Below are 25,237 nucleotides of genomic sequence, written 5' to 3'. Positions count from 1 at the left end.
ATCCTCGATTGCAAGTAATGTAACCGTAAAAATAATAATTTCTTTCCAGAACAGGATACAGATCTGCCATCTATACCTTTATATCTATAGAATTCGATCTTCTCACGCTTTTTAGGATCGGAACTGCTTGACTCTCTTTTTGGGAAATGGTACCGTCTAATTCTTAGAGAAGAGGCAAATTTATCAGTAAGCTCAGCGGAAACCTTTCCGGACTCAAGTCCAATCAGATCCAAAGACTCAAAAAACTCTCCGAGCGTAGAATTCGGGAAAACGTGATCATCACGCCCGAAGTTTCCAGAACACTCACAGAACTTTCCTTCGAAATCAGCAGACAAATCGGAATACTAATTGATAGGAACGGATACGTAACTCACGTGATCGTGGGATCGGATAGTTCCATCGATATCCCTTGGTTGGATCGTATCAGGACATCCGAAGCAAGGTTGCGAGGTTTAAGACTAGTTCATAGCCATCTCAAAGAAGAAAGTCTAAACCAAGAAGATCTTACAGACTTAGCTTTATTACGTTTAGATTATATAACTGCAGTCACTATGGATGATAAGGGTCTCCCAAGATCTTATTATTCCGCACACGTAAACCCGGAAGACGAAGATGGCGAACCTTGGACAGTTCTTCCTAAAAAAGTCCCGGGACAATTGGAAGAAGGTATACTGGACGATATTCTGGAAATCGAAGGAAGAATGACCAGATATCGCAAAAATCTAAAAGGGGCTCAAAAAGAGAACAGAGCCTTTTTAGTAGGAGTGTATCCGGAGAATAATAGGATACGCCCACCTGCACAATCAATCGATGAATTAAAAGAACTCTGTAGGACCGCTGGAGTTCACGTTGTAGACTCATTCATCCAAAGAAAAAATCGCTTGGATCCTTCTACTGTATTAGGAAAAGGTAAACTAGAAGAGATCGTTCTAAAAGCGATCCAGAAACAGGTAGAACTATTAGTATTCGATTTGGAACTATCTCCTTCTCAGGCAAAAAAGATCTCGGATTATGCAGATCTGAAAGTTTTAGATAGGACCCAATTGATCTTGGATATTTTTGCAAGAAATGCGACAAGTAGAGACGGTAAACTCCAAGTAGAACTTGCCCAATTAAAATATCTGAAAGGTAGACTTTCCGAGTTGGATGATAATATGTCCAGACTCACCGGGGGAATCGGAGGAAGAGGACCTGGAGAAACAAAACTCGAGATCGGAAAACGTAGGGTAGAAGAAAGAATTTCCAGATTAGAACAAGAACTTAAGTCTTTGAAAAAACGAAGAGAGATCGCAAGAAGAAGGCGTAAGAAAAACGAAATCCCTGTCTGCGGTATCGTGGGTTATACAAACGCAGGAAAATCCACCTTACTGAATGCGATGACAAATTCCTCCGTATTATCGGAAGATAAGTTATTCGCAACCTTGGACCCTACATCCAGAAGGATCCGTTTTCCGGAAGAAAGAGAGATCATTGTTTCCGACACTGTGGGGTTCATCCATGATCTTCCCCCCGAACTATCCAACGCATTCAAGGCAACATTGGAAGAATTAGGAGATTCCGATCTTTTAGTACATGTGGTAGATGTTTCCAATCCTGAATTCAGACAACAGATGGAAGCGGTCGAAACTATATTAGAAGATTTAAATCTATCCGATATCCCAAGGATCTTAGTATTCAACAAAGTAGACGGATTGCCCGAAGAAGCACGAAACGAACTTCTAAGAGAGGCCGATCTGGATACGATCTACGTATCAGCTATCCAAGGTTTTGGATTAAATACCTTATTAAATCGAATTGAAGATAGAATTTACTCACAAGCAGAGGCGAAACTCGCTAGTACTAAACTTTGGGAAGAAGATGAAGAATTAGAAGAGGAAACGGAAAAAACCTACGTTTAACGCAGGTTTTGAAGAAGGTAGCTTAAACCAGACCGGCTAATTTTTCTTGGTCCAGAGCCAATCGGATCACAGAATTGATATAAGTTTCCCTATCCGATCTTCCGGTGATATAATCTTGATACACGGATTGCAAGAGCAAATAAAACATATTCTTTCGGCCCCTAAAAGAATGTTCGGACCGACTTACTCTTCTCATAAGCCTTTTTTAAGCCTTAGACTTTTTTCTTGCTCCTAGATCCAAACGGGGAAACTTGAATAAAGTGGCCATTCTTTCCGAAATACAGATCCGAGAACTAAAGAATTCCCTAGAAAATTCCGGTCTCCCCTACCGGGAAAATCAGGATTTGAGCGTTCATTGCTCCTTTAAGATCGGCGGGACTTCTCCTATAATGGTCGAACCTGAAACCCAGGAACAAATCCTAGAAACTCTTTCCGTATTCAAAAAACTGGAACTGCCTTGGAAGATCTTAGGTGGCGGCACAAATATTCTTATCTCAGATCATCCGAATGATTTTGTGATCTTAAAACTTTCCGGAGGATTTAAGGAATACAAGGATATGGGAGAAGGTCTTTTCCAAGTAGGAGCTGCAACTAATACTACACCGATCTTCCGGCAAATCTCTCAGAAAGGATATACAGGCGCAGAGTTTTTAAGCACGATCCCAGGTTGGACAGGCGGAGCAGTCATTCAAAACGCAGGATGTTATGGAGGAGAACTTTTCGATCTTATCCAAGAAGTGGAATTTTTAAGAAACGGAGAAGTTCTCAAAAGAAAACCTTCCGAGATAGAGCACGGATATAGATTTACTGAGTTCTTAAAAAGAAAAGATTCTATTATTCTTTCTATTCTAATCAAATTAAAACCCGGAAACTTAGAAGAGATTGAAACTTCTCTCAAAGAAAAAAGGGACAAACGAAATTCTTCTCAGCCTCAGAACAAAAAAAGTGCAGGTTCCATGTTCAAAAACCCAAAGGTATTCGACGAACAAGGAAAAGAGATCAAAGCTTGGCAATTTATAGATAAGGTAGGCCTAAGAGGTTTACAAATTGGTGGAGCTCAAATCTCTCCGGAACATTGTAATTTTATAGTGAACACCGGAGGGGCAAAAGCCTCCGATGTATATGGACTCGTAAATACTGTCCAAGAAAAAGTGGAAAAAGAAACAGGTGTGATATTACAAAGAGAAGTGGAATACTTCGGTTCCATTCCCTAATTCCAGGAAAACCAAATGCCAGTAGTTCGAGATCCGGAAGATAAAAAAGAAAGAATACTCACCTCTGCCTTAAGGTTATTCACCGAAAAAGGTTTTGAAGGAACCCCTATACCTGACCTAGCAAAGGATGCGGGAATAGGCGCCGGAACCATATACAGATATTACAAAAATAAAGAAGAACTGGTAAACGAACTATATCGTTTCTGGAAAAACAAACTGAGAGAAACTCTCGCGGAAAATTATCCTGAAAAAGCAAAATCAAAGGACTTATTCGTTCATTTGTGGAAAGCGCTCGCAACCTTCTATCACCGTTACCCGGAAGCGTTTGAATTTCTAGAGTTACACTATCATTCTCCGTATCTGGACCAAGCTAGCAAAAAAGCAACCTCCCAAACCATGGAGTTTATTTGCACCTTCTTAGAACAAGCAAAAGCAAAGGGGGATATTCGATCTGACCTTGGTTCTATGGAACTTGTTTCCTTATGTTATGGAAGTTTTGTGGGAATGGTGAAGATGGCCAAAGGTGGCTATATCCAACTTTCTGCCGAAACATTACATGCTTCCGGTTTAACACTTTGGAAAGCATTGGCAAAATAATCGTCCATCTGCTCTGAAATATATTTCCTAAGAGATAAGAATCATTCCAAACTAGATCCTTATCGAAAGCGGAAACAATATTCCAAATTATACATTCTTAAAATCTCAATTTATCATTTCTCAAATAACATCTCTTTCTAATATGCTTATATATTAGATTCTAATGATTTACGGAATCTGAATTCAGATTCCGGTATTGATGGATAACAAGTTCATCCAAATAGGTCTATCGAATTAACTTTGTTTTTACTGATCGAAGTCAAATGTATTAGATAGATTATAAATTATGTTAATTTAGTCTTTCATCCTTGACAATAATGCTCGTTAGTCGAAACTTTCGGCCTTACTTTATAGAAAGAAATTTAAGAAAAATAAAATTTGAAAATGGTTACCCGAATGGAAAATAGTCCCCTGATAGAAACCCTAGATATTTCCACGGATCCAGAGCTCACACCCGATCAGGATCCCATATATGAAACAGAAAAGGAGCCTCCAGAAGAAAAACTAAATAAGAAACAGGATGAATCCAAAGAGAGGATCATTCGCTCTGCTCTGAAGTTATTTGCGGAAAGAGGATTTTTCGAAACAAGAATCCCCGAAATTTCTGCTCATGCAAAAGTTGGAGTCGGTACAATGTATCGTCATTTCCGTAATAAGGATCACTTGTTCAATGAGGCGTTTCGGATCTCCGTTCAAGAATTTTCAGAATTCTTAGATAGATCTATCTCCAAAAACTTATCTCCGAAGGAACAGTTTTTTGATTTTTGGAAAGGGCTCGGATTATTCTCCCAAGGCAAATTCGACCAGTTGATCATGATAGAACGAAATCTATCTTCTTATATACTGGATGAAGAAAGCTCGAAAGATGCGTTAGCCTTAAAGCAAAAAATTTCAGAATATTTTGCTCCTGCTCAGAATGATAAAAATCTAAGACTGCTTTATCCTTCTCTTATTCTGGGTTCTTTTACTGGGATCTTGCGCTATCATCGGATCCACGAAAATAACATAGATCCTTCTCTTTTGGAGCAATCTGCCGAAATGTTATGGGAAGGGTTTTCAAAAGTCAGGCAATCTCCAATAACTAAAAAGAAAGAAAAGCAGATAAAAAAGGTCTGAAATCCGGGATGGGATGAGTTTTTTTTGTCGGAGGTTTATCCCCGATAGGATAAATAAAATAAGTGTTAAAAACTTATTTACCGGGTAGAAATAGAACGAAGGATAAAATCGTCCTTTTATTATTAAATACCCTGTCAAGATAGCAAATATGCGGGCTCGCTTTATAGTCTTTTTAGTCGGATTGGGAATGTTATGCAAACCAATCGAAGTGCATAACCCGGCCATCCCATTTTCGGATGCTTGGTGGGAAACTACCTTTGTACGCTGCATTTTGGGAGAATTAGATGTTTGTCTTCCAGGACCTGCTATTAGCGGAAGCCTTACTGCAAATTTCGTAAGTAATAATTCAGGGGCGATTAACTCTTCCGATCTTACTTGGAGATCGGATACTGACGGATCCTATGATGTCCGGATAAACGCCAATTCTTGTACGAGCGGATCAAGTTTAACTACTGGAACTGCAATTGCAAACTCGGATAATTTAGCCTCGGTCAATGCGAGCCTTCTTCCTTTAGGCGCGAGTTATATTAGGGTATGTGTCACTGATCCTATAGAAAATATAACTGGGTCCGGAATTTTCAGGATCGTTCGGGATGATACTTATCCTACAACAAGTACAACTCCGAATGGGGGAGCTTATAATTCTTCTCAAAACGTTTCTATAATTTGTTCGGACACTGGAGGAGCAGGCTGCGATAAGATTTCTTATGTTACCGACAGTTCTACTCCGGATATTGATGGGACAACTGGCACTATAAATGTAGGAACTCAGTATTCTACTCCTATTAATGTTCCAGCTAATTCCACTACTTCATTTAAGTATGTTGCAAGAGATAAAGCGGGGAATGTGTCCGCAGTTGATAATGCAGATATCACTGTGGATACAGTAAGCCCTACCATTTCTGCTTCGACACCAAGCAATGCCAGCACTGGGATCAATCTTTCGCCTGGATCTTTTGTTTTGAGTTTTGCTGAGCCTATGAACACAGGTCTTACCATGAGCATGACATTAGAGATTTATAATGGAACATCATGGGTAGCAGCTCCTAACACAAATACGTTCTTTGATTGGCAGGACTCTCAAACTCTGGTTATCACAGTTAGCTGGACTTATTTCCCAGCGGATTCTCAAATACGTTGGACCATACCTTCCAGTTCATTAAAGGACGAAGCTGGGAATGCAATTAATCATCAGTCGAGCTTTACTACTACAAGCGGGGCCACTATCTCCGGAGGTCAAACTTATACGGGCCCGACTGCTCACGGAACATATACTTCGGATATTACAACTACGGATAATTCTACTGGTCTAGTTTGGAAAACTTGTTGGGAAGGAAGAACCGGACCTAGCTGCACAGGAACTCAGAATGAGATGACTTGGACAAATGCGTTAGACGGTTGTGCCTATTTGAATACTGTACATGGCCCCGGAATTGGATACGCAGACAGAGAGAATTGGAGGCTGCCTACAGTCCAAGAATTGTCTTCATTAATAGAAGGAAGTAGCGCACCTTATATCAATACTACTGCATTTCCAAATCCTGTTACAAGCGCTACCTGGGCAGCAACTAGAGGAGATACAACTACTCCTTTCGAAAAATATGCCAAAACAGTAGTATTCTTGTATGGAATTGCAAACGAGTTTGATAAAAGCCTAATCTACGCAGTTCACTGCGTAAGTGACTGATCTTACTTAGCTACCAAACTAGGATGATACCCTTCCGGTGTCTCATACCCCATAATATCTAAGATCGTAGCTGCAACATTCGCAAGCCCGGGATTTTGTAGATCTGTTCTTAATTTAATCTTGTTTTCAGGGTCCAAAACGCTGAAAGGAACCGGATTTAAGGTATGAGAAGTTTTAGGAACCGGTTTACCTTCCTTGTCCTTTTCTACATTTCCCTTTTTATCCAATTGATACATCTCATCGGCATTTCCGTGGTCCGCACTCACCAATAGAACTACATTATTTTTTTTGCATGCTTCTGCAAGGCGACCCATACATCCGTCCAAAAACTCCATTGCTTTAACTGTGGCCTGATAATTTCCGGTATGACCCACCATATCTCCGTTCGGAAAATTGATCCGATAGAAGTCGGAATGATTCTCCCCTAAAACTTTTTCAAGTTCCGCAGTGATTGCCTGTGCCTTCATTTCTGGAGTTTGATCGAATGGGATTACGTCGGAAGGAATTTCTTTATATTCCTCACTTTTGGAATCGAATTTGCCTGAACGATTTCCATTCCAGAAAAAAGTCACATGTCCGTATTTTTGTGTTTCGGATAACGCGTATTGGCTAACTCCGGACTTGGCCATATACTCACCCAAAGTGCGATCAATCGCAGGTGGAGTTACCAAAAAGCGTTCAGGCAATTGCAGATCCCCGTCGTATTGCATCATTCCAGCATAACATACTTCCGGGAAATCCCCTCTATCGAATTTATCGAATTTTTTCTGGGTGAACGCTTGGGAGATCTCTATCGCTCTATCGCCCCTGAAATTTGTGAATACTACGGAGTCTCCGCTTAGGATTTTTCCGACAGGTTTACCGGATTCTTCTACCACAAAACTAGGAAGATATTGATCGATTATCGCCGGATCTTCTTTTCTAAATGTTTCGATTGCAGTCTTTGCATCGGGGAAGGTTCTACCTTCTCCATGAACATGGATCTTCCAGCCTCTTTCCACCATGGACCAGTCAGCTTCATAACGATCCATCGTGATGGTCATTCTTCCTCCGCCGGAAGCGATCTTTACATCGGCACCTTTGGATCTTAGAGTAGTCAGCCATTCTTCGAAAGGATTCAAATATTCTAAAGCGGACTTTTCTGGTACATCCCTTCCATCTAAAAGAATGTGCAATCTGATCCTTGGGACCTTCTCCTTTATTGCCGCCTCTATCAAAGATTTTGTGTGATCTATATGTGCGTGAACATTTCCGTCGGAAAACAAACCGATTAGATGAAGTGTGGAATTTTGGGTCTTTGTATTTTCTACAATTTCCTTCCAAGCTTTTCCTTCGAATAACAGCCCTTCGGCGATAGAGTTATTGACTAACTTAGCTCCCTGATCGAAAATACGACCGCAACCCAGAACATTATGACCTACTTCCGAGTTTCCCATATCCTCGTCCGAAGGCATACCAACTGCGGTTCCATGTGCTTTCAATAGTATGGTTGGGGATTCTTTCCAAAGTTTATTGAGAAATGGAAGATTGGCGCCTGCAATTGCGTTCCCGAATTCGGGTCCTTTAGGAGTATAACCTACGCCGTCTAAAATTACGAATAATAGCTTTTTGGGAGAGAAGGGAGTCTTTTTCTTCAGTTGCATCTATTCCAGGAAAGCCCTTGCCTATGCTTCGTCAAGAGGATTCATGTAAGGCCTTCGGCATACATCCTTTGGTTTATGCAGGTTTTATCGAAAAAGAAGGAGGATTTAGGTTTTTCGGTGGAAGCGTTTAGAATGCATTATATGATGGTTTTGGATATCCTTAGGGATACTCATATCTTTAAGCGGATATCTTTCCGCAACTACATGCTAAATTCTTAATATTTAATTATTTATAGACAAAGATGAACGCAAAAGGTCCCAAACCCTTAGATCCGAATACAGGCAATGTAGCCGTCCCTAGCTTCTTAAAAGTTAAGAAGTTAAACGAAGTAGTGAGTTACTACATGAACGACAAAATAACTCACTCTGTCTACAAAGCGATTCAGGCAGCGACATCTTTCAAAAATGTAAAAAAAAGGCAATTATTCGAACCTCATCATAAAGTGCCTGAAGTTGGAGAATTAGGTCCTAAGGACATTGATCTTCACTTAAAACGCCTTCTTGAAGATGGCACAGTTTCTCAGCTTGCATATTTGATCAGCGACAGCGCTGAAAAACAACCGGAAGCACTTCCTTGTTATGCTACTTTTCCGGAATCGGAGTCTTTGGATCTGAGCAGGATCTATCTGGAACTTCTGGATTATTCCGTTTCTTCTCTTTTAAGTTATCTAGATCGAAAACCGGAAACAAGTAAAACCTTACTTTGGGAAAATTTGGAGTCCGATCTAGAATGGGGAGCCAGAAAAGAAGCTCCTTTTCCTCAGTTATTTTTATATTTAAGACAAGCATTCCATAACGAACATTTCAGGATCCCGGCTAATCCGGAGTTCATTAAAGATTTCTTATTCGAATTAGAGGACGATCTTCATAAAAAAGGAAGAGTCATAGACGTTCCGGGATACGGATTATTTGGGATCAAAAATTCCAAGGAAGCAGTCCAGATCATGGATTACGTGGATGATTTTATCCAATCCAAAGGAACAAAACAATTACGCCATGTTCTTATGGACGAATTCCAAAAGATCGCCATGGAAGAAAAATTATATTATTCTAATACTTCCAATCCTGAAACCACAAGGTTCAAAACAGAAAGAGCAGAAGCCTTCGCAAAAGCTTTATCCGGCACCCCGAGCCCGGGAACTCCGGGAATGTTGAGTGTAGTTTTAATTCGTAGCCTTGCCGAACTTGCAGAAAAAGAACTTCATAAACAATCTACGGAAAGAGATCGGAACAGATTCCATGATATTAAAAGGAATCTTCTTTCTGAATCAGGTTCTTGGGAAAAAAAAGTGCTCTTGGTTCCGGATAAAGAATTCAAATCGTATCCGGAAGAATTAAAAAGAATGTTGATAGACGATCTGGAAATAGGCTATTCCACTTGGGAAACTAAAACTACTACCATCCACGCATTCTTCCATAAAAACGCAAATAGCGTCAGACAGATCATTTTGAGCTTAGGAGCGGCCACAAACGTAGAAACTTGGAAAATTCTTTGTATCAGACAGCTTGTGGAATCGAACGAACCTCAAATCAAATCGATATTCAGAGAACCTGATCTTGTCAAAGCTTACGGAAAAGTATTAAGAAAAGGTTATTTAGATTATTTCCCTTGGTATTATACCCTTCTGGATCTGATCGGAATAGGAAGAATATTCCAAGATATGTTCTTTGCCCAAGCAAAAGAAAAGATCAAAGGCCAACAAAATCAACTCAAGGCCAGAAATCACGAAACTTCTAAAAAAGAAGAGCAGGCAAGAATACAAGAGAAGATCAAAGAAGAAGAAAAGATCAGATCCGCAGAACAGAAGACGAAAATTTCTTCCGTAATGGATGAATTCTATTTTAAACGTTCACTTCCACCCACTGCATCCGAGGTCCAAGGAAATGTAGGAGAATTCCAAGCGGATCTATATTACCAAATTCTGGATCGTGAAAAATTCGTTTTTATTCCTTGGGAAAAAGGAAAGGAAAGAATGGATCAGATCCTTTGTTATCCTGCAAACGAGTCCTTTAGGAACAAGGCCAGAGAATTACATCGTATTCTGTCGGAAAAAATGGAAATCCTACAAAACAAAGTTAGGACCGCAGAGGAAGAAGATAGCAGAACTAGGATCTCAAAAGTAATCAAACATGTGGATGAATGGTTTGCTTCACATAAATCATCTGCAGACAAAACAACTCCTCAAAACGGAAAAGCAGAATCTGGCGATCCATACGAATCTTTCCGGAAAGAAATTGATAAATTAAGAAAAGTGGATAAAACTTAAAGAATAAGTTTTTTCCTAACAAACTCTGTTCATTCCTAAAACCCAAAAGTTTGAAATTCGGATGAATTTCCCTCGAAAATTTATTTTTGCCTAAAAAAGTGAGCAAAAACTCGCAATTTGGTTTGTGATCTCTAAGAAGAAATCACCCGACCCGGAACTATGAATTCGAATCCAAAGATCCTTTTCAGACTTATCCCGATCGTATCGCTATTTTCCTTATTCTCTTTTTGCAATCAGGCAAACCCGATTAATTTGGACGGCAGCAGCAGTGCTGCCGGCGTTCTTTTGAATGTTGTTTTACCTGGTATTATCGGAGTCGAGCCAATTCCGGATGGCCTTCCGCAACTTTCTTCTAATGTAATGTATGATGCAGGGAATACCTATATAGATCTTACATTTTCAGAACAAAACGCTGTAGATGAAAACTTTACGATGCAAATCGAAAATTACTCTACAGTCTCCTCGCCTAGTTTTGTGGGTTATAATACATTTACTCTTACTGCAAACACGGGAACTCATTCGGTCGGTTTTGCCTTAAACGCAGACGACGATAACTGTTTGGACCGTGCCGGAGACAAGTTCAGTTTCAGAATTACAAAAGATTCGACGGGAGTTACTTTCGTATATGATGTAACTGTAAAGGACGGAGATTATTGTATTTTCGAATCTTCTTCCAAGACCCTGGCTCAATTGGGTGGGCTAAGCTCGATGGACAATCATTGTAAAAGTTTAGCTAGCGGAAAAGGTCTTCCGAGAGACCCGGCTCATTATAAAGCGATGGTTGGTGCTCTTTCTGTTGCTCGTGGAGATAGAAATCCGGGAGAATCTTTATCTTCTACATCCTTCTTCAGAACTAATAAAAGATACGTTCGTAAACAAGGGAATGGAACTTGGGTGAAAGTTTTTTCCATAGGCGGGACCTGGCCTCCAAGTTCTGATTTTGATAATCCATTAATTGATTCGGGAGATTATTGGACAGGAATGCATTCCGGTTGGGGCAGAATGGATAATAATACCTGTCTCAATGGCTCCGAAAGTTGGACAAATTCGAGCAATTCTTCAAGCGGAAACTTAGGTACTTCGAGCGTAGTGACTGGAGATGCCGCATATCGAACCTTAGATGCTTGTGATTCCCCTTTGACATTGCCGTTTATTTGCGTTTATTCCCCGGATTAAACCAAAAAAATCGTTCAATTTTTTTCCAGCCTGACTGTTTTCATACTTTAGGGGTATTTTTCCCTTAGAGATTGGGCGGGTGCAAATATGAAAGGATCTAAATCATTAAGGACAGCTTTCATTTTATTATGTCTTACTTTGTGGGTTTCCAAGTGTAATAATGCGCAATCCACTGCTCTGGATGGGAGCAAACCCAGCCTAGCGGGTGCTATCACGATAGATCCTTCTATATTCTGGAATTTATTTGTTACTCTTCCCCCGTATCCGATAGAGCCTTTATTGAATGAGGGAGAAACCACCATTACGGTAGATGAAAACGATGCCGCGGATATTATGTTCGCAATCCAGAACCCTCCTAGTGACGGGAGCTCTATCGAATTCAGATTTTATAAGAACGATAATATTACCTTTGTAACAGATTATAATCCGGACCAAGGAGGTTATCAGGATTATCTTACCTTGGCCTTCGCACCAAATCCTCAGAACGCCAACTTCGATTATAAAAACGGATTCCAAATCAATTCTCAACCGGATGATAACTGTCAGAACAACTATTATGACCTTGTCGCAGTAGACGTATCTTCCGGAATCTCTCAGACGTTTAAAGTTAAAGTAAACGATAGTGATAAATGTATCTTCGTAGCTACTAATAACGGAGCAGGTTATACGGGAGACTTTGCTAAAAAGGGAATAGATAATTCTACTTTTGGCGGCCCAAGAGAAGTTGCAGATGATATTTGTAACTCTAATGTTCCAAGCAATGCCAACCCAGATGTAGCTTATAAGGCATTGATTGTAGTGAGTTATAGTCCTAGTAGCAATCTCAGAAATACTTCCACCGATTGGGTATTCAGTTCTTACCGGAGATATTTCAGCCAAGGTGGAACCAAATTAGCATACAACTTTAGTACTGGTACTACGATCGGATTTGCAAATGCAGCTCAGTGGACTAATTCTCTCGGAACTTCTGGCAGAATATGGACAGGCTTCAGTTCTATAGATTGGACAGCGGGTTCTCCTACGACAACTCAATGCGGAGGATTAGCTCTTTCAGGAGCACCTTATTCTTCATGGTATTCTTCCGTAGCAACTGGAACCCAGGGACTTCTTACTGCAGTTGACGGAAACTCCATTGCAGAATTGACTAATACGGATCCTGCTGTGGTAATCCCAACCCTATGTTCTCAAAGACGGAATATTGTCTGTGTTGGCCAATAGCCTCCCTTATTAAGCGAATAATGCAAATAGGACAAAACCCCTCTTACTGAGGGGTTTTTTTGTTTTCGAACAAGGCTGCAATTTAAATCTTATTTCAGCAAATTTTAGTAAAAAAATTATTTATTTTTAAAAAAAAGCTCAAAGAGCTTAAAGCGGATTGTTACCCTTGTTATGGGGAAAACTGTCCGAATTTTCCCTTCTTCGCAATGGAGAGTTAAAATGAAAAGATTTCTGAATTCAAACAAGGCCGTAAATGGATTTTACCTATTAATTCACGGATGTTTTCTTCTCTCATTCTTATTGGTGCAAGGCTGTAATAATGCTAAGGCAATCAGTATAGATGCCAGTTCTTCTGCTATAGGCGCACTACTTTCGGATGGTGACTTTGGTATATTTGGTAATCTTGGGAATGCTGGCGGGACTTCTCCTGCTGCTACTTCTCCGGTAAATATTTCCTTAAGCGGTTACCTAAATATAACCTCTAACGATCTAAATCTTACTTTAACGGATTCAACTGATAGCACGACACAAACTTTAGCGTTAACTGCAAACGGCTCTTATTCTTTCTCCACAGAACTTACCAGTGGAGATTCTTATTCGATCTCATTAGGTTCCTATACGCAGGGACAGGCCTGCAGTATCAGCACAAATGCAAGTGGTACGGCTGGAACAACTGGAACCGCTACGATTGTATGCGAAAGACAATTGGCAATCGCAGCTGGATGGAAAAACAACTCAGGAGTCCCGGTTTTAAAATTGTTTGGAGTGAATCATGCCGTAAATCCATACGTAGTAACTAAAAATCTATCGGTTACGGTTGGAGGCGCACCGAGTTCTGTGGATCCTGAGTTGGTATGGACCGGAAGCAATTATTTGCTTGTTTGGAAGTCGGCTGACACTACTATCAAAGGGCAATTTTACGATATAAGTCTTACTGCGCTAGGGTCAACGTTTACGATCTATACTGGATCCGGAATTACGATCGGAAAAGTTTCCGCTGCCTATAATCCAAGCGGAGAATTTGCAGTCGTATGGACGGAGTCCGCTTCCACTAGAGCTGCGAAATACCAAAGGATCAACGCTTCCACAGGAGCCCTTCTTGGAACAGCGACGAGTATCGCTTCTTCGACTAGTAATACTTATACTAGCGCGGATGTAATTTTGAGTGGTAGCACCTATTACACAGCTTTCCGCCAAAGAACAAGCGGAGGAGCAAATTCTTTACTTGCTTACAGCTTCTCAACCGGAGCAGCCACTTCCGTAAAAACTTATACTGCCACAAGTGGAACTGATTCTCTGGCTTTGGATTACCCTTCTTTATTTACTCAAGGCACTAATATTTGGTTATTCTATAGCCAAACAAATACGGACGGCTCCGGAAACGTAAATTCGGCTACTTTAAAAAGTTCTAATAACTTCCAAGTTACTCCTGCAACAATGAGAACGGAAACAAATCCTTACGGTTGCGACCCGGTCAATAGTAGTGGGGACCAATATATGATTCCTTCCGTAGCAATTGCAAACAGCACGAATCTATTGGTTTCCTATGACTCATTCTGTGCGGATATGGGAGTATATAATGAAGTATCCAATCTTCCGGTTACGATCACTTCCGGGGCGATCACTTCCGGAGCTGCAGGAACTCCTACAGACTATTCCGTCTCCGAAATAGGCACAAGTAGCACAATGGGCTCTTCAATCACTTGTAGGACTGCTGCTTGTTTTATCAGCGCGGGAGACGAGTCTAGCAAAGCGATCTACCTGTTTGATCCAGACTTCGGCGGTAATATCGAAGGAACTTCTACCATTTATCCTACGGATTCAAATGGTATACAAACTCCTGTTACTGTAATTCAATAGAAGAAGTCGTTCTCCTTATTAGAGAACGACTTTAGAACTTAATAACGAATCTCGTATTTCAGTTCCCCATTCCAACCTAAACCATTGCCACCAACGGTCATAGGTTGATAAGAAGGAGCGAAACTGAATCTAAAACCTGAGCTAGGTCCTTCTGCAATACCTTGCTCTGCCTTTACTCCTAAATAATAGGAATAGAATAGCTGCAATCCGTAAGCAATCCCGAACAAATATTGGTAATTATTGGATTCTCCCGCAAGGCCTTGGTAATGATTGAATGCACCCTTGTTCACCAAAAAGGCTCCCAGCAAACGTTGGGTAGTATTTGCAGGTAAAGAAAGGACAGGATCGTTCAATGCAAATATGAAATAATTTCTTGCATTCTCCTCGTAAGCGTTCTTGGCCGCACTGAAATCATTCTGGGCCTTAACAACCAGGTAAGCTGCCCCTATAACTGCTACAAATGTCGCAGAAGCCCTGTATTTCTTGTCGGCTTTCCAAATTCCCCAACCAGGAACCACTGCCGATCTGAGAGAATAATCCCAACGAGGTTTTTGGTACCATCTCTGGACCGCTACCTCTTCCTCGGTTTTTTTAGGTTCCTCTTTAGGTTTAACAGGATCCTTTTTCACTTCCTGTTTAGGGGTATCTTTTAAGTTCAATTCGGCAATCTCTGTTTTTGGAATGGTTAGAACCTTTCCATCCACTTCGATCTGGACTTCCGTACGGGTTTGGTTTACCACTTTCCCTTGGATTACCTTTCCATTTTTTAAGGTTAGGCTAGAACCAAAAAGGGAATGGGAAACTATTAGGAAACAAATTGCAAAAAGCCAACGATAAGGCATGTTATCTTAAATCCCTTTGGTTTAGGACTACAGACACTAAAATTGTCTGGCTATAACCGTTTTAAAACTGATTGCTTTCTACAAGAAAAAACCGAATTTACTTGAAAAAAGACCAATAGAAAAAAATTTCTATTCTACCGTGTCTGAAACCTTGTTTTTCGAAAAACTATACAATAAAAATAAGGATCACTTGTTTTCATTTATTCGGCGCTCTGTCCAAGATGAATCCACAGCCTTAGATCTATTACAAGACACCTTTTTGAACTTTTTTAAACATTATTCGGGCAAGGAATTACCGGATGAGCAGGTTTCCAGGATGATCTTATTTAGGATTTCCAGAAATCTAATGATCAATCATGGGAAGTCCTATTATCAAAAGAACGTTGCTCTCGTTGGAGAGGAAACTTCTTCTTTATTCGGCTCCAAAGGCCAAGGCCCTGAAAACCAGGTCCTGGATGAGATGGAAGCCCAAAATCTCGGAAAGATTTTAAGTGAATTATTAAGCACCTTACCGGAAGAACAAAAGACCGCAATTGAGCTACGTTATTCCCAAGGTTGCAAATTGGAAGAGATAGCCTCCGTACTGGACTTATCCGTATCCGGGGTTTCCAGACTTCTGGAAAGAGCCGAAAAACAGCTTTTACAAGAGGGAAAGAAGAGAGGCATACAACCTTCTTCTTTTCTGAAATCCTAGGATTTTCGCTAAAATGTATTTAGAACAATCGATTCATTTCGTCAAAAAAGCCATCCCTACTCAAAAAAATGAGCAAGGTACTTTCCTTCAGTTTGTTGATCCAACTGAGCGGGCAGGACAATGTGAACAGGCCCGGGACTAAAGGATACGGTAAAGAGGATGGAAAGAATGAACCCTGAATTCCAAACATTCGCAGAGCTCCTCAAAAAGTCTCTACCGGATTCTAAGGCACCCGACTTCGATCCAAACTGGGTCGGCATGTCTCCTCGCTTCTCTGTGGAGGCAAATATCATGCAATCTCCTACTAAGGACAATGTAGTTCAACTGAGCGGCTCCAAAAATAAAGTATGGTTCTTAGCTGCGGCAGCAATCCTATTCGTAGGAATTGGAGCCGGAACTTATTTCACTATTTTCAAAAAAGAAGCCGCACCTGTAGCCGAAGGCACACTGCTTAAAGCGGCAGTTGTATTCGTTAAAGGCGAAGCAAAGAATGTAAAAGAGACTCCTGTCGCATTACATTTAGGTGATATACTTAGCGAAGGCGATAAGATCGTAACCGGCAAAGGTGGATCGATCGATATCGGTCTAACCGATTCCAGCGTAATCCGTTTAAAAGAAAACTCCGAGTTAGTTCTCAAAAGTTTAAGACAAACGGACTCTTCTCAAATCAGGATTTCCCTAATGTCAGGTAAGATCCTGAACTTAGTTGAGAAGGAAAAGAAAAACGCAAACTACTTCGTAGATACTCCTACTGTGGTGGCTGCGGTCCGAGGAACTTCATTCGAAGTAAATGCTTCTGATAAAGAATCTTCTGTCTTCGTAGTCGAAGGTGCAGTCGAAGTAACTCCTTTGATCCATGATAAATCTGAAAGAGCTTTAATCACTGGCGGATTGATCATAGTCACAAACGAGAAAGTTATCGTAATCGAAGACCAAAAACGCGCTAAAGAAGAAGGTCCTGAATACGGCGACATGCGCAAGAACCTAAGCGGTCTTGATAAAGAAGTTTTAGCTTCTACTCAAAACTTAAAGACTGCTAAGACCGAACAAGAGCTGGAAGAACTTTACGATAAAAGTATCGAACAGATCATCATGAAAGATGGTCGCGAGCTTAGAGGTGTTGTGGTTTCTCAGAAGAAAGGAAAACTGATCGTTCAAACACTGAAAGGATCTTATATCCTGGATGAGAACGCAGTCGAAAAGATCATCTATTAAGAAAAATTAATAGATAGCTTCTTAAGTTAAGACCCGGGGGTTTCGATCCCGGGTTTTTTTATGCCTTAAACTGACCATTCGCCTAATTTTTTATCAAAGGAGAAGGACCCAGCTCCTCTGAATAAAAGAGAGAGCGCCGCTGATACTGCCAGAATATGGTATTCGAAACCTTCTCCACCCTTGTCTCCGAACCAATTCATAAAGAAGCCATATTCGATATGAGTGAAACCTGCCACTGTCAAAGTAATTGCAAGCCCCAAGGCCCAGAACCTTGTCAGAAATCCGAATACAAAACAGATTGTTCCGATAAATTCAAAACCGATCACCAGAACTCCTAAGACATAAGGAGCGCCTAAGGTTTCGGTAAAATAGTCCATAGCAGTATAAAACCCGGAACCTTCGAACCAACCCAATGCTTTTTGTGCTCCATGTGGGAAGATACAAATGGCGAGGCCCAGTCTTAGAAATATAGGCCCTAAACCTTCTTTAGTTTGGAATAAATTATATAACATGCCGAATCCGCATCCTATAGAACCCAAATCAGGACATATTTCCATTCTAATTTATTCTCGCCAGGACCGGAAGCCGGCTTCCGGACCAAAATAGGTTGTCGAAAGAGGTATTTCCGTAAATTTTGGCAATACGAACGCATCGGAAGGTACCTATGTCTGAAGAGACAGCCGAAAAGAAGAACAAAAAAATCAACAAGATGAGCGCCGGGGAGCTTGATCAAGCTCTGAAAGACGCAGTCGAGAAGATGAACGGGGAAACGAGCAAGTACGTACAGCATCTTAAAGCGAGAAAAGAAGAACTCGCGAATAAGAAGTAAGCACTACTTTCAAATCCCGCAAAACCCTCCGCGGACTCGTGCGGAGGGGCCTCAATATTCCCAGGAACCATGCTACAATTCATCGATATCAAGCACCGGTTCGGTAGCTCCACACTTTTCGAAAACTTCTCCTGGCATATTAAGCCGGGCTCCAAAATCGCTTTAGTCGGACCAAATGGTTCCGGCAAATCCACTTTATTCAAAATGGCCGTGGGAGAACTAAATCCTGAAGAAGGTTTAGTCAGTCGCTCCAAACACACTGAAATTTCTTTATTCCAGCAGATCCCGGATTTCAATTTTGAAGCAAGAGTAATCGATACTGCGCTATCTAAACACAAACATTATAATGAATATATAAAACGTGCCGAGGACATTCATGCAAGAATGGATCGCACGGATCATGACTCTCCCGAATTTACTTCTTTATTAGAAGAACAAAGCCAATTAGAAGAATATGCATTTACATACGGTGTTCATGAGTTAGAAGCCCAAGCCAAAAAGATCATTGGTGGTTTAGGCTTTTCTAATGACCAAATGGAGAAAAAGGTAAAAGAATTTTCTCCCGGTTACCAACACAGACTTGGACTTGCGATCGCAATCTTGAACCCAGGGAACCTTCTTCTTTTAGATGAACCTACCAACCATTTGGATCACGCTTCTAAGGCTTGGCTTGCGGAATATTTGGTAGATACAAATCGTTCTTTTGTTCTGGTGACTCACGATCCTGAGTTTTTGAATGCAACTACGGATACGATCGCAGAATTGAATCCTTCCGGTGTTTTGGAATTTAAAGGAACCTTAGAAGATTATTTCGAACACAAAAATGAACTTTTGGATAAGTTAAGACTTCAATTCAAAAAAGAAGAAGCTTATTTAAAGAAAAGAACCGAGTGGATAGAACGTTTCCGTTCCAAGGCGACTAAAGCAAAACAAGTCCAAAGTGTTATTAAAAAATTGGAAAAAAGGGATAAGGTAGATGAACCTGAAGATTCCTTTTGGAATTCCAAAACCGAATACAGGTTCAATTATACTCCTTGTGGTAATCTTTCCTTTAGAATAGAAAACGCTTCTTTCGCTTACGAAAAAACAGGGAAAAATATTTTTTCAAACGCGGAACTTCATGTTTCTAATGGAGACAAGATCGCCATTATCGGTCCTAATGGAGCGGGTAAATCCACATTTTTAAGGAACATATTAGGAATTCATAAATTATCCGAAGGTTCGGTTACTTTTGGACCTAAAACAAAGATTGGCTACTTCTCCCAAAACCATCATGAGCACCTGGATCCGGAAAAAAATCTTCTAGAAACTATTCTTTCCGTGTATCCGGATCTTCCGGATGTGGAAGCTCGAAAACTTTTGGGTTATTTTTCTTTCAGTGATGATAGAGTTTTTAAAAAAGTGGGACTTCTCTCAGGAGGAGAACAGAGCAGATTAAGATTGGCTTTATTAGTTAGATTCTCTTCCAATACCTTATTTTTGGACGAGCCTACCAACCACTTGGACTTAGTAGTAAGGGACAATTTGAAACGTGCACTCCAAGAATATCCCGGAGCAGTTTTAGTTATCTCTCACGATCCTGATTTCTTAAAGGACCTGTGTACAAGGACCGTTTCTGTTTCGAACGGAAAAGTAAAAGATCTAAATACCAGCTTTTCGGATTATCTAAAATTCCCTCCGGAAGAATTAGAAGCAGAAGGCGGTTTTACGGTAAAAGCTCCGACTGAAAACGCAGGTAGCGAGAATAAGACCCGGTCCCAGAAGAACGCTGACAAAAATCGGGTCAAAAAAATCCAAAAAGAAATAGAACAAATCGAAGCTAAGATCGCTCTATTAGAAAAGAATAAATCCAACTCAGAAGAACTTCTCGCAGATCCTGAGTTCTATAAAAAGCGCAGTTATCAAATGGAACTAGACACTTATAACGAGACTAAAAAAGAGATCTCTAAGTTGACCGAAACCTGGGAAAAACTGCAAATTGAAATGGAAGAACTTTCTTCCGTAGTATAACGATCCATAAGGAGACTGAATGAATCCGAAAGAATTAAAAAACAGATTAGATGCCAGAAAATCAGGAAGCGATGATTTTTACCTTCTGGATGTGCGTAATCCGAACGAACAAGAGATTAGCACTATTGACGGAACTGACCTTTTGATCCCGGTTGCTGAATTACCCGCTCGTATCGGAGAATTGGATTCTTGGAAATCTTCCGGAAAAGAAATTATAGTATATTGCCGTTCCGGAGCGAGATCTGCAAATGCCTGCGGAGTTTTAAAATCCACAGGATTCTCCAAAGTATTTAACTTGGAAGGCGGGATCCTTTTGTATTCCGACGAAGTGGACCCTTCTTTAGCTAAATATTAAGAATTTATCATTTACTTAGATAAAAACTTAGAGATGGCCGGAAGAACTATATCCGGCTTTTCTATATGAGGTAAATGTCCCGCATCTTTCACCAAAACGAATTCGGCTTTCAAAAGTTCCTTCACATATTCTCCTTTTTCTAAAGGAGTAGTATGGTCCTGATCTCCCCAAAAAACCAACACTTGCTTTTTAGTTAAGGCCAAACTTTCAAATTCAGGTTTAGGATCGAAAGAAATAATATTTCGGATTGTGGAGAGAATAGCTCTTCCAAAACCTTTAAAGCTAAGCTGAGTCTCGTAATTCTCCACCCAGCCGTTAGGAACCTTAGAAGGGTCCACAAAATCGGCAGAGATCCCCTTAGGCAAAGAAGGAATATAAACTGTAGAGTTTAAATATTCTCCGATCAAAGGGACAGTGAGAGGAAATGTATTCGTCTTTGAGGTAAAAGGATCTACTAAAACTACTTTTTTAATTCTATCAGGATATTTAGAAACGTAATGAGCGACTATTGGGCCACCCATGGAAAGCCCCATTATATCGAAAGAATCATCTATATGCAGAAAATTCAATAGATCTGAGATCTGTGCGGTAAACAGGTCCAGATTATAAACTGTATCAGGTCTGTCTGAATAACCTCTACCATATAGATCAAAACGTAAAACTCGGAAACCAGCATCCGTAAGTGATTTTTGAACCGGATCCCAGATAAAATATGGAGTAGAAAATCCATGAACTAAAACTACAAGATTTCCTTTTTCGGGTCCGGATAATTCATAATGAGTCCAACCCAAAGGGAGTTCCGCAAATTGCCCGGAGACTCCGGAACGGATCGATTCGTTTAATTCGATTTTTTCTCTAGAACGTACGAATGGTAATGCGGTAAGTACGATGAGTACAATTACCGCTAAGGAGAGGACATATTTCTTTTTCATTCTTTATCTAAAAGAATTTTACGGAAAAATAAAAAGCCTTCGTCCAGAGGATCGCCAATCCCTCTTTTTTTCAACATTCCAGTCATATCCAAAACGATGATCCCATACATCCAGGAATACATTGTTCTCGCGAGAGAAGGATAATCTTCTTCTTTGATCTTGAATTCTCCCGATCTAACGCCCGCTCGGATGGTTTCCAAAAATACCCGGTAACTGGTAGGAAGTTTAGGGAATGCTTTCCTATGCATATGGCCATGAACCGTATTGAACATTACCTTATGTAGTTCTTGGTTATTTCCGGAAAAATCGTAATAAGCCCTTGCGATCAGGGTCAATTTTTCGTAGGCATTTTTTCCGTTCAGTCTAGAAGCTCTTAGGGTTTCGGTTAACTGAGCTTCTCCCTGGGAAATGATAATTTTGATAATATCTTGTTGGCTTTTGAAGTGAGAATATGGACTTGCAACACTACAATCCAACTTCTCAGCGATCCTTCTCATGGAAAGCCCATCAATTCCTTCTTCGTTCAATATATCCAAAGCCGCCTGGACGATGGATTCTTTATTTAAACTATTTCTAGTGCGCCTTCTAGGACGCGGAGCAGCTACTGCAGTCATAATTTTTGCCTTCAGGACAATCGAAAGCCGAGAACGGCTCGAATATCGTCCCCATTGTCCAGTTATCCCAAAAATAGGCAGGATGTTCAAGAGTTTCCTTTTCAAATTTGGGGATTTTCCTAGTATAGGATACAAAAAAGATAGAAACGGACCCCTAGAATGAAAGCAACCGCCTCTTCCAAGGTTAAACCAAAGACCAAAGCCTCAAAAACCACACAACATTCCCCTAAAAAAGCCACAAATACTAAGAGCAAAACCCAATCCCCTAAGAGACATTTTCCAGCTCCTTGGTCATTAACAGGAGAAGGGTTCCTGTTCCCATTATTCGGTAGGAAGTCCTACAATTCGGAAATGGCATTTTTGGATGAAGAAGATCGTAAATCCTATAAAGGAGGACTTGGTTCTTTGATGTTAGTGAACTACGAAAGATCCGATGTCGGACCTTATTACGAACTTTTATATATCCCGGGAAATTTCGAACACAAGGATACAAATTATAAAAGGATCACCCGCATTTTTGTATCTAGCCAAACTTCCGTAGACGAAGGAATTCGTAACTGGGCCATCCCAAAAGAAAGAGCAGACTTCGTTTGGAAAAAAGAAGGTTCAATAACAAAGGTAGAAGTTTCCAGAGACGGAAAAACCTTTTTCAAAATTAAGATCCGAACATTAGGTTTTAATTTTCCAGTAAGCACTTCTATTCTTCCCTACGTTCTTTTACAAAAAGCGGAAGATGGATCCAAACTAAGTACTGCATTTATAGGCACAGGCAAAGGAAAGTTCGCAAGGATAGAATCCGTTTGGTCTGATGAAACTATTTTTCCAGACTTTATCAAAGGTGGAGGAATGAAAACAGGAATAGGAGCTTCTCCTTTTCATCTCACCTTCCCCGTTGCGGAAAATGTAGAATAAGCTGAATATTCAAATTTAATAAAATACTATATATAAATCCGCAAGGAGTCCTGCTATGAAGAAATTCCGTTTAGCGATTATTCTTCCTTTCTTGTTTTTATTCTTTTCCGGTTCTGCATTTTCCGGAACTGCCAAACCTCAGATTAAAGATTTTAATTTCGAGGCAGGAATGTCTAAAGTAGATATCACAGGACCTCCAACCGGGATCATGTTCTGGGGTTATGCACAAGAAGGTCAAAAGGGAGAAGGTATACATCTCCGGCAGTTCGCAAGAGTCCTGGTCATCAAAGATCCTAAGAGCGGAAATGTATTGGCCTATGTGACTGCTGAATTAGGCGGAGTTCCTCATGAGGTCCAAAGAGACGTAGTAGCTCGATTGAAAAAGGAAGTAGATCCTAATTTTAATTTAGCAAATGTTCTCTTAAACGCTTCTCATACTCATAGTGCTCCGGCTGGATTCTTCCATTATATTCAAAATTCAATATATACTACCAAGTTTTTCCCGGAATACTATTCAGTAATCACAAACGGTATCTTCCAAGCAATCAAAGAGGCGTATTCCAAAAAAGAAATAGCTCAGTTATTGATAGGAAGTGCCACTGTAGAAGGAGCCGGAGTAAACCGTTCCTTAGTGGCCTACCAAGCAAATCCAAAAGCAGAAAGAGATAAATATAATTCCGATACTGATAAAACTATGATCCAAATCTCTGTAAATACCAGAAGAGGTGTGATCGGGATTGTGAATTGGTTCGGTGTGCATACAACTAGTATGACTTTCGATAATCATTTGGTATCAACCGATAACAAAGGGTATGCTTCTTATCTTTCGGAATTCGAGGCGTCAAAAAGAGGACAAAAAGATTTTATAGCGATCTTTGCTCAAGCAAACGAGGGAGATGTAACTCCCAATCTAAATCTGAATAATACCGGTCCTGGAAAAGATATGTTCGAGAGTACGAAGATCATTGGAGAAAGACAATATCTTGCGAGTTCTAAGATATTAAATGATGACAATCTTAGAGTTTTACCTTCGGGTCTCAATTATACTCAATCTTTTATAGATATGCCGAACTCGATCGTTCGTAAGGAATTTTCGGAAACAGGAAAAGACGAAAAAACTTGTTTGTCCGCATACGGATATGCTTTAGCGGCCGGTTCTACGGAAGAAGGTGGTGGGCATTGGCTTTTCCATGAAGGAATGAAGGACGATGATAGAAAATTCTATATTGATTGGTTAGCTGCAAGATTACTCCAAGCTCCAAGTGATGAATTAAGAGTCTGCCAAAAACCTAAAGCAATCCTATTTCCAATGGGAGAAACAAAACCCGATCCGTCTCTTTCTCAAATTCTTCCTTTGGGACTCGCCACAATAGGTGATTTTGCTTTGATCGTTTCACCTAATGAAGTAACTACGATGTCCAGTAGAAGAATGAAAGAAACAGTCAAAAAAGTTTTAGGACCTAAGATCAAAGAAATAGCTCTTTCAGGACTGACTAACGATTTTGCAGGATATATCACAACTAAGGAAGAATATTCTACCCAGCAATACGAAGGCGGTCATACTCTTCACGGACCTTTTAGTTTAGACCTTTTTAGACAAGAATATCACAGACTTGCAAATGATCTTTTACAAAACAAGGCAAGTAACCAAGGAACATTCCCTAAAGATCTGAGTTCTACAGTTATAGGCACTGACGTTCCTCATAGAGATAAGATCTCTTCTTTCGAACCTAAAATCAAAACTCCAAATGAGAATATCGCAAAGATAGGAGAAACCGTTTTTTGTGAAGTAAGTTCCGTAAATCCGAACATCTCTTATCCGAAACAAAAATCCTATTTCGATGTGGAGAAGAAAGAAGGAGACAAATGGATTACCGTTTATACGGACTCCAGCTGGGCCACTAAATTCTATTATAAAAAATCTTTCTTACCTTTGTTTGATGATAAGATTCGACTAGTTTGGGAAACGGATAAGAATGATCCTCCAGGAGTTTATAGACTGAAACATTCCTCCTTCTATATTAATAAAGAAGGGAAAGAAGTCCCCTTCTCCATTGATTGCCCTGAATTCGAATTAAAATAGTATGACTCGGAAACGATGTAAATTGGAATGGTAGTACACCGTATTGATCTGCAGTTATTGACTGCGTAATGTTAA

The 25,237-nt window shown here is 40.3% G+C and carries 22 protein-coding genes; 16 read left to right on the top strand and 6 right to left on the bottom strand.

Annotation, left to right across the window (positions count from 1 at the left end):
* Positions 1 to 227 precede the first annotated feature (227 nt).
* Complete coding sequence (gene hflX / locus EHO58_RS03910) at positions 228 to 1,898, top strand: GTPase HflX (RefSeq protein WP_341867005.1); 1,671 nt, start codon at positions 228 to 230, stop codon at positions 1,896 to 1,898.
* Positions 1,899 to 1,920: 22 nt separating this feature from the next.
* On the opposite strand, the gene EHO58_RS19780 is transcribed toward hflX, so the two are convergent.
* Entirely contained in the window at positions 1,921 to 2,046 is a 126-nt protein-coding gene (locus EHO58_RS19780; protein WP_020769644.1) for a hypothetical protein, read from the bottom strand.
* 112 nt (positions 2,047 to 2,158) lie between these two features.
* Here EHO58_RS19780 and murB point away from each other — a divergent pair, with 112 nt between their 5' ends.
* The 4 genes from murB (at position 2,159) to EHO58_RS03890 (ending at position 6,512) form a co-directional block, all read left to right on the top strand.
* Positions 2,159 to 3,112, top strand: a complete 954-nt coding sequence (gene murB / locus EHO58_RS03905) for a UDP-N-acetylmuramate dehydrogenase (protein WP_135679102.1) — start codon at positions 2,159 to 2,161, stop codon at positions 3,110 to 3,112.
* Positions 3,113 to 3,127: 15 nt separating this feature from the next.
* Positions 3,128 to 3,709 (top strand): TetR/AcrR family transcriptional regulator, encoded by a 582-nt coding sequence (locus tag EHO58_RS03900; protein WP_100722643.1) that lies wholly within the window; start codon positions 3,128 to 3,130, stop codon positions 3,707 to 3,709.
* A gap of 396 nt (positions 3,710 to 4,105) precedes the next feature.
* The gene (locus EHO58_RS03895; protein ID WP_244241050.1) at positions 4,106 to 4,825 is read left to right on the top strand and encodes a TetR/AcrR family transcriptional regulator; all 720 of its coding nucleotides are present in this window, start codon (positions 4,106 to 4,108) and stop codon (positions 4,823 to 4,825) included.
* A gap of 148 nt (positions 4,826 to 4,973) precedes the next feature.
* The gene (locus EHO58_RS03890; RefSeq protein WP_135627648.1) at positions 4,974 to 6,512 is read left to right on the top strand and encodes an Lcl domain-containing protein; all 1,539 of its coding nucleotides are present in this window, start codon (positions 4,974 to 4,976) and stop codon (positions 6,510 to 6,512) included.
* A gap of 2 nt (positions 6,513 to 6,514) precedes the next feature.
* Here the strand turns inward: EHO58_RS03890 and gpmI are convergent, their stop codons facing one another.
* Complete coding sequence (gene gpmI / locus EHO58_RS03885) at positions 6,515 to 8,155, bottom strand: 2,3-bisphosphoglycerate-independent phosphoglycerate mutase (RefSeq protein WP_135678705.1); 1,641 nt, start codon at positions 8,153 to 8,155, stop codon at positions 6,515 to 6,517.
* Positions 8,156 to 8,397: 242 nt separating this feature from the next.
* Between gpmI and EHO58_RS03880 the strand changes: the two genes are divergently transcribed.
* The 4 genes from EHO58_RS03880 (at position 8,398) to EHO58_RS03865 (ending at position 14,676) form a co-directional block, all read left to right on the top strand.
* Positions 8,398 to 10,422: a hypothetical protein gene (locus EHO58_RS03880; protein WP_135678704.1), complete on the top strand. Its 2,025-nt coding sequence runs from the start codon at positions 8,398 to 8,400 to the stop codon at positions 10,420 to 10,422.
* A gap of 159 nt (positions 10,423 to 10,581) precedes the next feature.
* On the top strand, positions 10,582 to 11,598 hold the full coding sequence (locus EHO58_RS03875; protein WP_135678701.1) for a DUF1554 domain-containing protein: 1,017 nt from the start codon (positions 10,582 to 10,584) through the stop codon (positions 11,596 to 11,598).
* A gap of 87 nt (positions 11,599 to 11,685) precedes the next feature.
* A complete protein-coding gene (locus EHO58_RS03870; RefSeq protein ID WP_135678698.1) occupies positions 11,686 to 12,816 on the top strand; it encodes a DUF1554 domain-containing protein in 1,131 nt (376 codons plus the stop codon).
* Positions 12,817 to 13,035: 219 nt separating this feature from the next.
* Complete coding sequence (locus tag EHO58_RS03865; RefSeq protein WP_135678696.1) at positions 13,036 to 14,676, top strand: hypothetical protein; 1,641 nt, start codon at positions 13,036 to 13,038, stop codon at positions 14,674 to 14,676.
* A gap of 38 nt (positions 14,677 to 14,714) precedes the next feature.
* Here the strand turns inward: EHO58_RS03865 and EHO58_RS03860 are convergent, their stop codons facing one another.
* A complete protein-coding gene (locus EHO58_RS03860; protein ID WP_135678693.1) occupies positions 14,715 to 15,518 on the bottom strand; it encodes an LA_0442/LA_0875 N-terminal domain-containing protein in 804 nt (267 codons plus the stop codon).
* Between the two features lie 139 nt (positions 15,519 to 15,657).
* Between EHO58_RS03860 and EHO58_RS03855 the strand changes: the two genes are divergently transcribed.
* Together EHO58_RS03855 and EHO58_RS03850 are read left to right on the top strand one after the other, a co-directional pair.
* Positions 15,658 to 16,212, top strand: coding sequence for an RNA polymerase sigma factor (locus EHO58_RS03855; RefSeq protein WP_425269424.1), 555 nt, complete (start codon positions 15,658 to 15,660; stop codon positions 16,210 to 16,212).
* 159 nt (positions 16,213 to 16,371) lie between these two features.
* A complete protein-coding gene (locus EHO58_RS03850; RefSeq protein WP_135627655.1) occupies positions 16,372 to 17,427 on the top strand; it encodes a FecR family protein in 1,056 nt (351 codons plus the stop codon).
* A gap of 65 nt (positions 17,428 to 17,492) precedes the next feature.
* Here EHO58_RS03850 and EHO58_RS03845 read toward each other — a convergent pair whose 3' ends face one another.
* Entirely contained in the window at positions 17,493 to 17,939 is a 447-nt protein-coding gene (locus EHO58_RS03845) for a DoxX family protein (RefSeq protein WP_135627656.1), read from the bottom strand.
* 152 nt (positions 17,940 to 18,091) lie between these two features.
* On the opposite strand from EHO58_RS03845, the gene EHO58_RS19500 reads away from it, so the two are divergent.
* The 3 genes from EHO58_RS19500 (at position 18,092) to EHO58_RS03835 (ending at position 20,621) form a co-directional block, all read left to right on the top strand.
* Positions 18,092 to 18,256 carry a hypothetical protein gene (locus EHO58_RS19500; RefSeq protein WP_165780203.1) on the top strand — a complete coding sequence of 55 codons (165 nt, stop codon included), beginning with the start codon at positions 18,092 to 18,094 and terminating at the stop codon, positions 18,254 to 18,256.
* Positions 18,257 to 18,325: 69 nt separating this feature from the next.
* Positions 18,326 to 20,266, top strand: coding sequence for an ABC-F family ATP-binding cassette domain-containing protein (locus EHO58_RS03840; protein WP_135627657.1), 1,941 nt, complete (start codon positions 18,326 to 18,328; stop codon positions 20,264 to 20,266).
* Between the two features lie 19 nt (positions 20,267 to 20,285).
* Entirely contained in the window at positions 20,286 to 20,621 is a 336-nt protein-coding gene (locus EHO58_RS03835; protein ID WP_100722632.1) for a rhodanese-like domain-containing protein, read from the top strand.
* Positions 20,622 to 20,632: 11 nt separating this feature from the next.
* Here the strand turns inward: EHO58_RS03835 and EHO58_RS03830 are convergent, their stop codons facing one another.
* Both EHO58_RS03830 and EHO58_RS03825 read right to left on the bottom strand, forming a co-directional pair.
* On the bottom strand, positions 20,633 to 21,553 hold the full coding sequence (locus EHO58_RS03830) for an alpha/beta fold hydrolase (RefSeq protein WP_135678692.1): 921 nt from the start codon (positions 21,551 to 21,553) through the stop codon (positions 20,633 to 20,635).
* Positions 21,550 to 22,167 (bottom strand): TetR/AcrR family transcriptional regulator, encoded by a 618-nt coding sequence (locus EHO58_RS03825; protein WP_086448539.1) that lies wholly within the window; start codon positions 22,165 to 22,167, stop codon positions 21,550 to 21,552. The genes EHO58_RS03830 and EHO58_RS03825 overlap by 4 nt, the downstream gene beginning before the upstream one ends.
* A 159-nt stretch (positions 22,168 to 22,326) precedes the next feature.
* Between EHO58_RS03825 and EHO58_RS03820 the strand changes: the two genes are divergently transcribed.
* Complete coding sequence (locus EHO58_RS03820; RefSeq protein WP_135627659.1) at positions 22,327 to 23,079, top strand: acetoacetate decarboxylase family protein; 753 nt, start codon at positions 22,327 to 22,329, stop codon at positions 23,077 to 23,079.
* Between the two features lie 55 nt (positions 23,080 to 23,134).
* A complete protein-coding gene (locus EHO58_RS03815; protein ID WP_135678690.1) occupies positions 23,135 to 25,162 on the top strand; it encodes a neutral/alkaline non-lysosomal ceramidase N-terminal domain-containing protein in 2,028 nt (675 codons plus the stop codon).
* The last annotated feature ends 75 nt before the right edge of the window (positions 25,163 to 25,237 follow it).

This window comes from Leptospira selangorensis, from assembly GCF_004769405.1.
Classification (GTDB): Bacteria; Spirochaetota; Leptospiria; order Leptospirales; family Leptospiraceae; genus Leptospira_B; species Leptospira_B selangorensis.
This window is presented reverse-complemented; position numbering and strand designations above follow the sequence as displayed.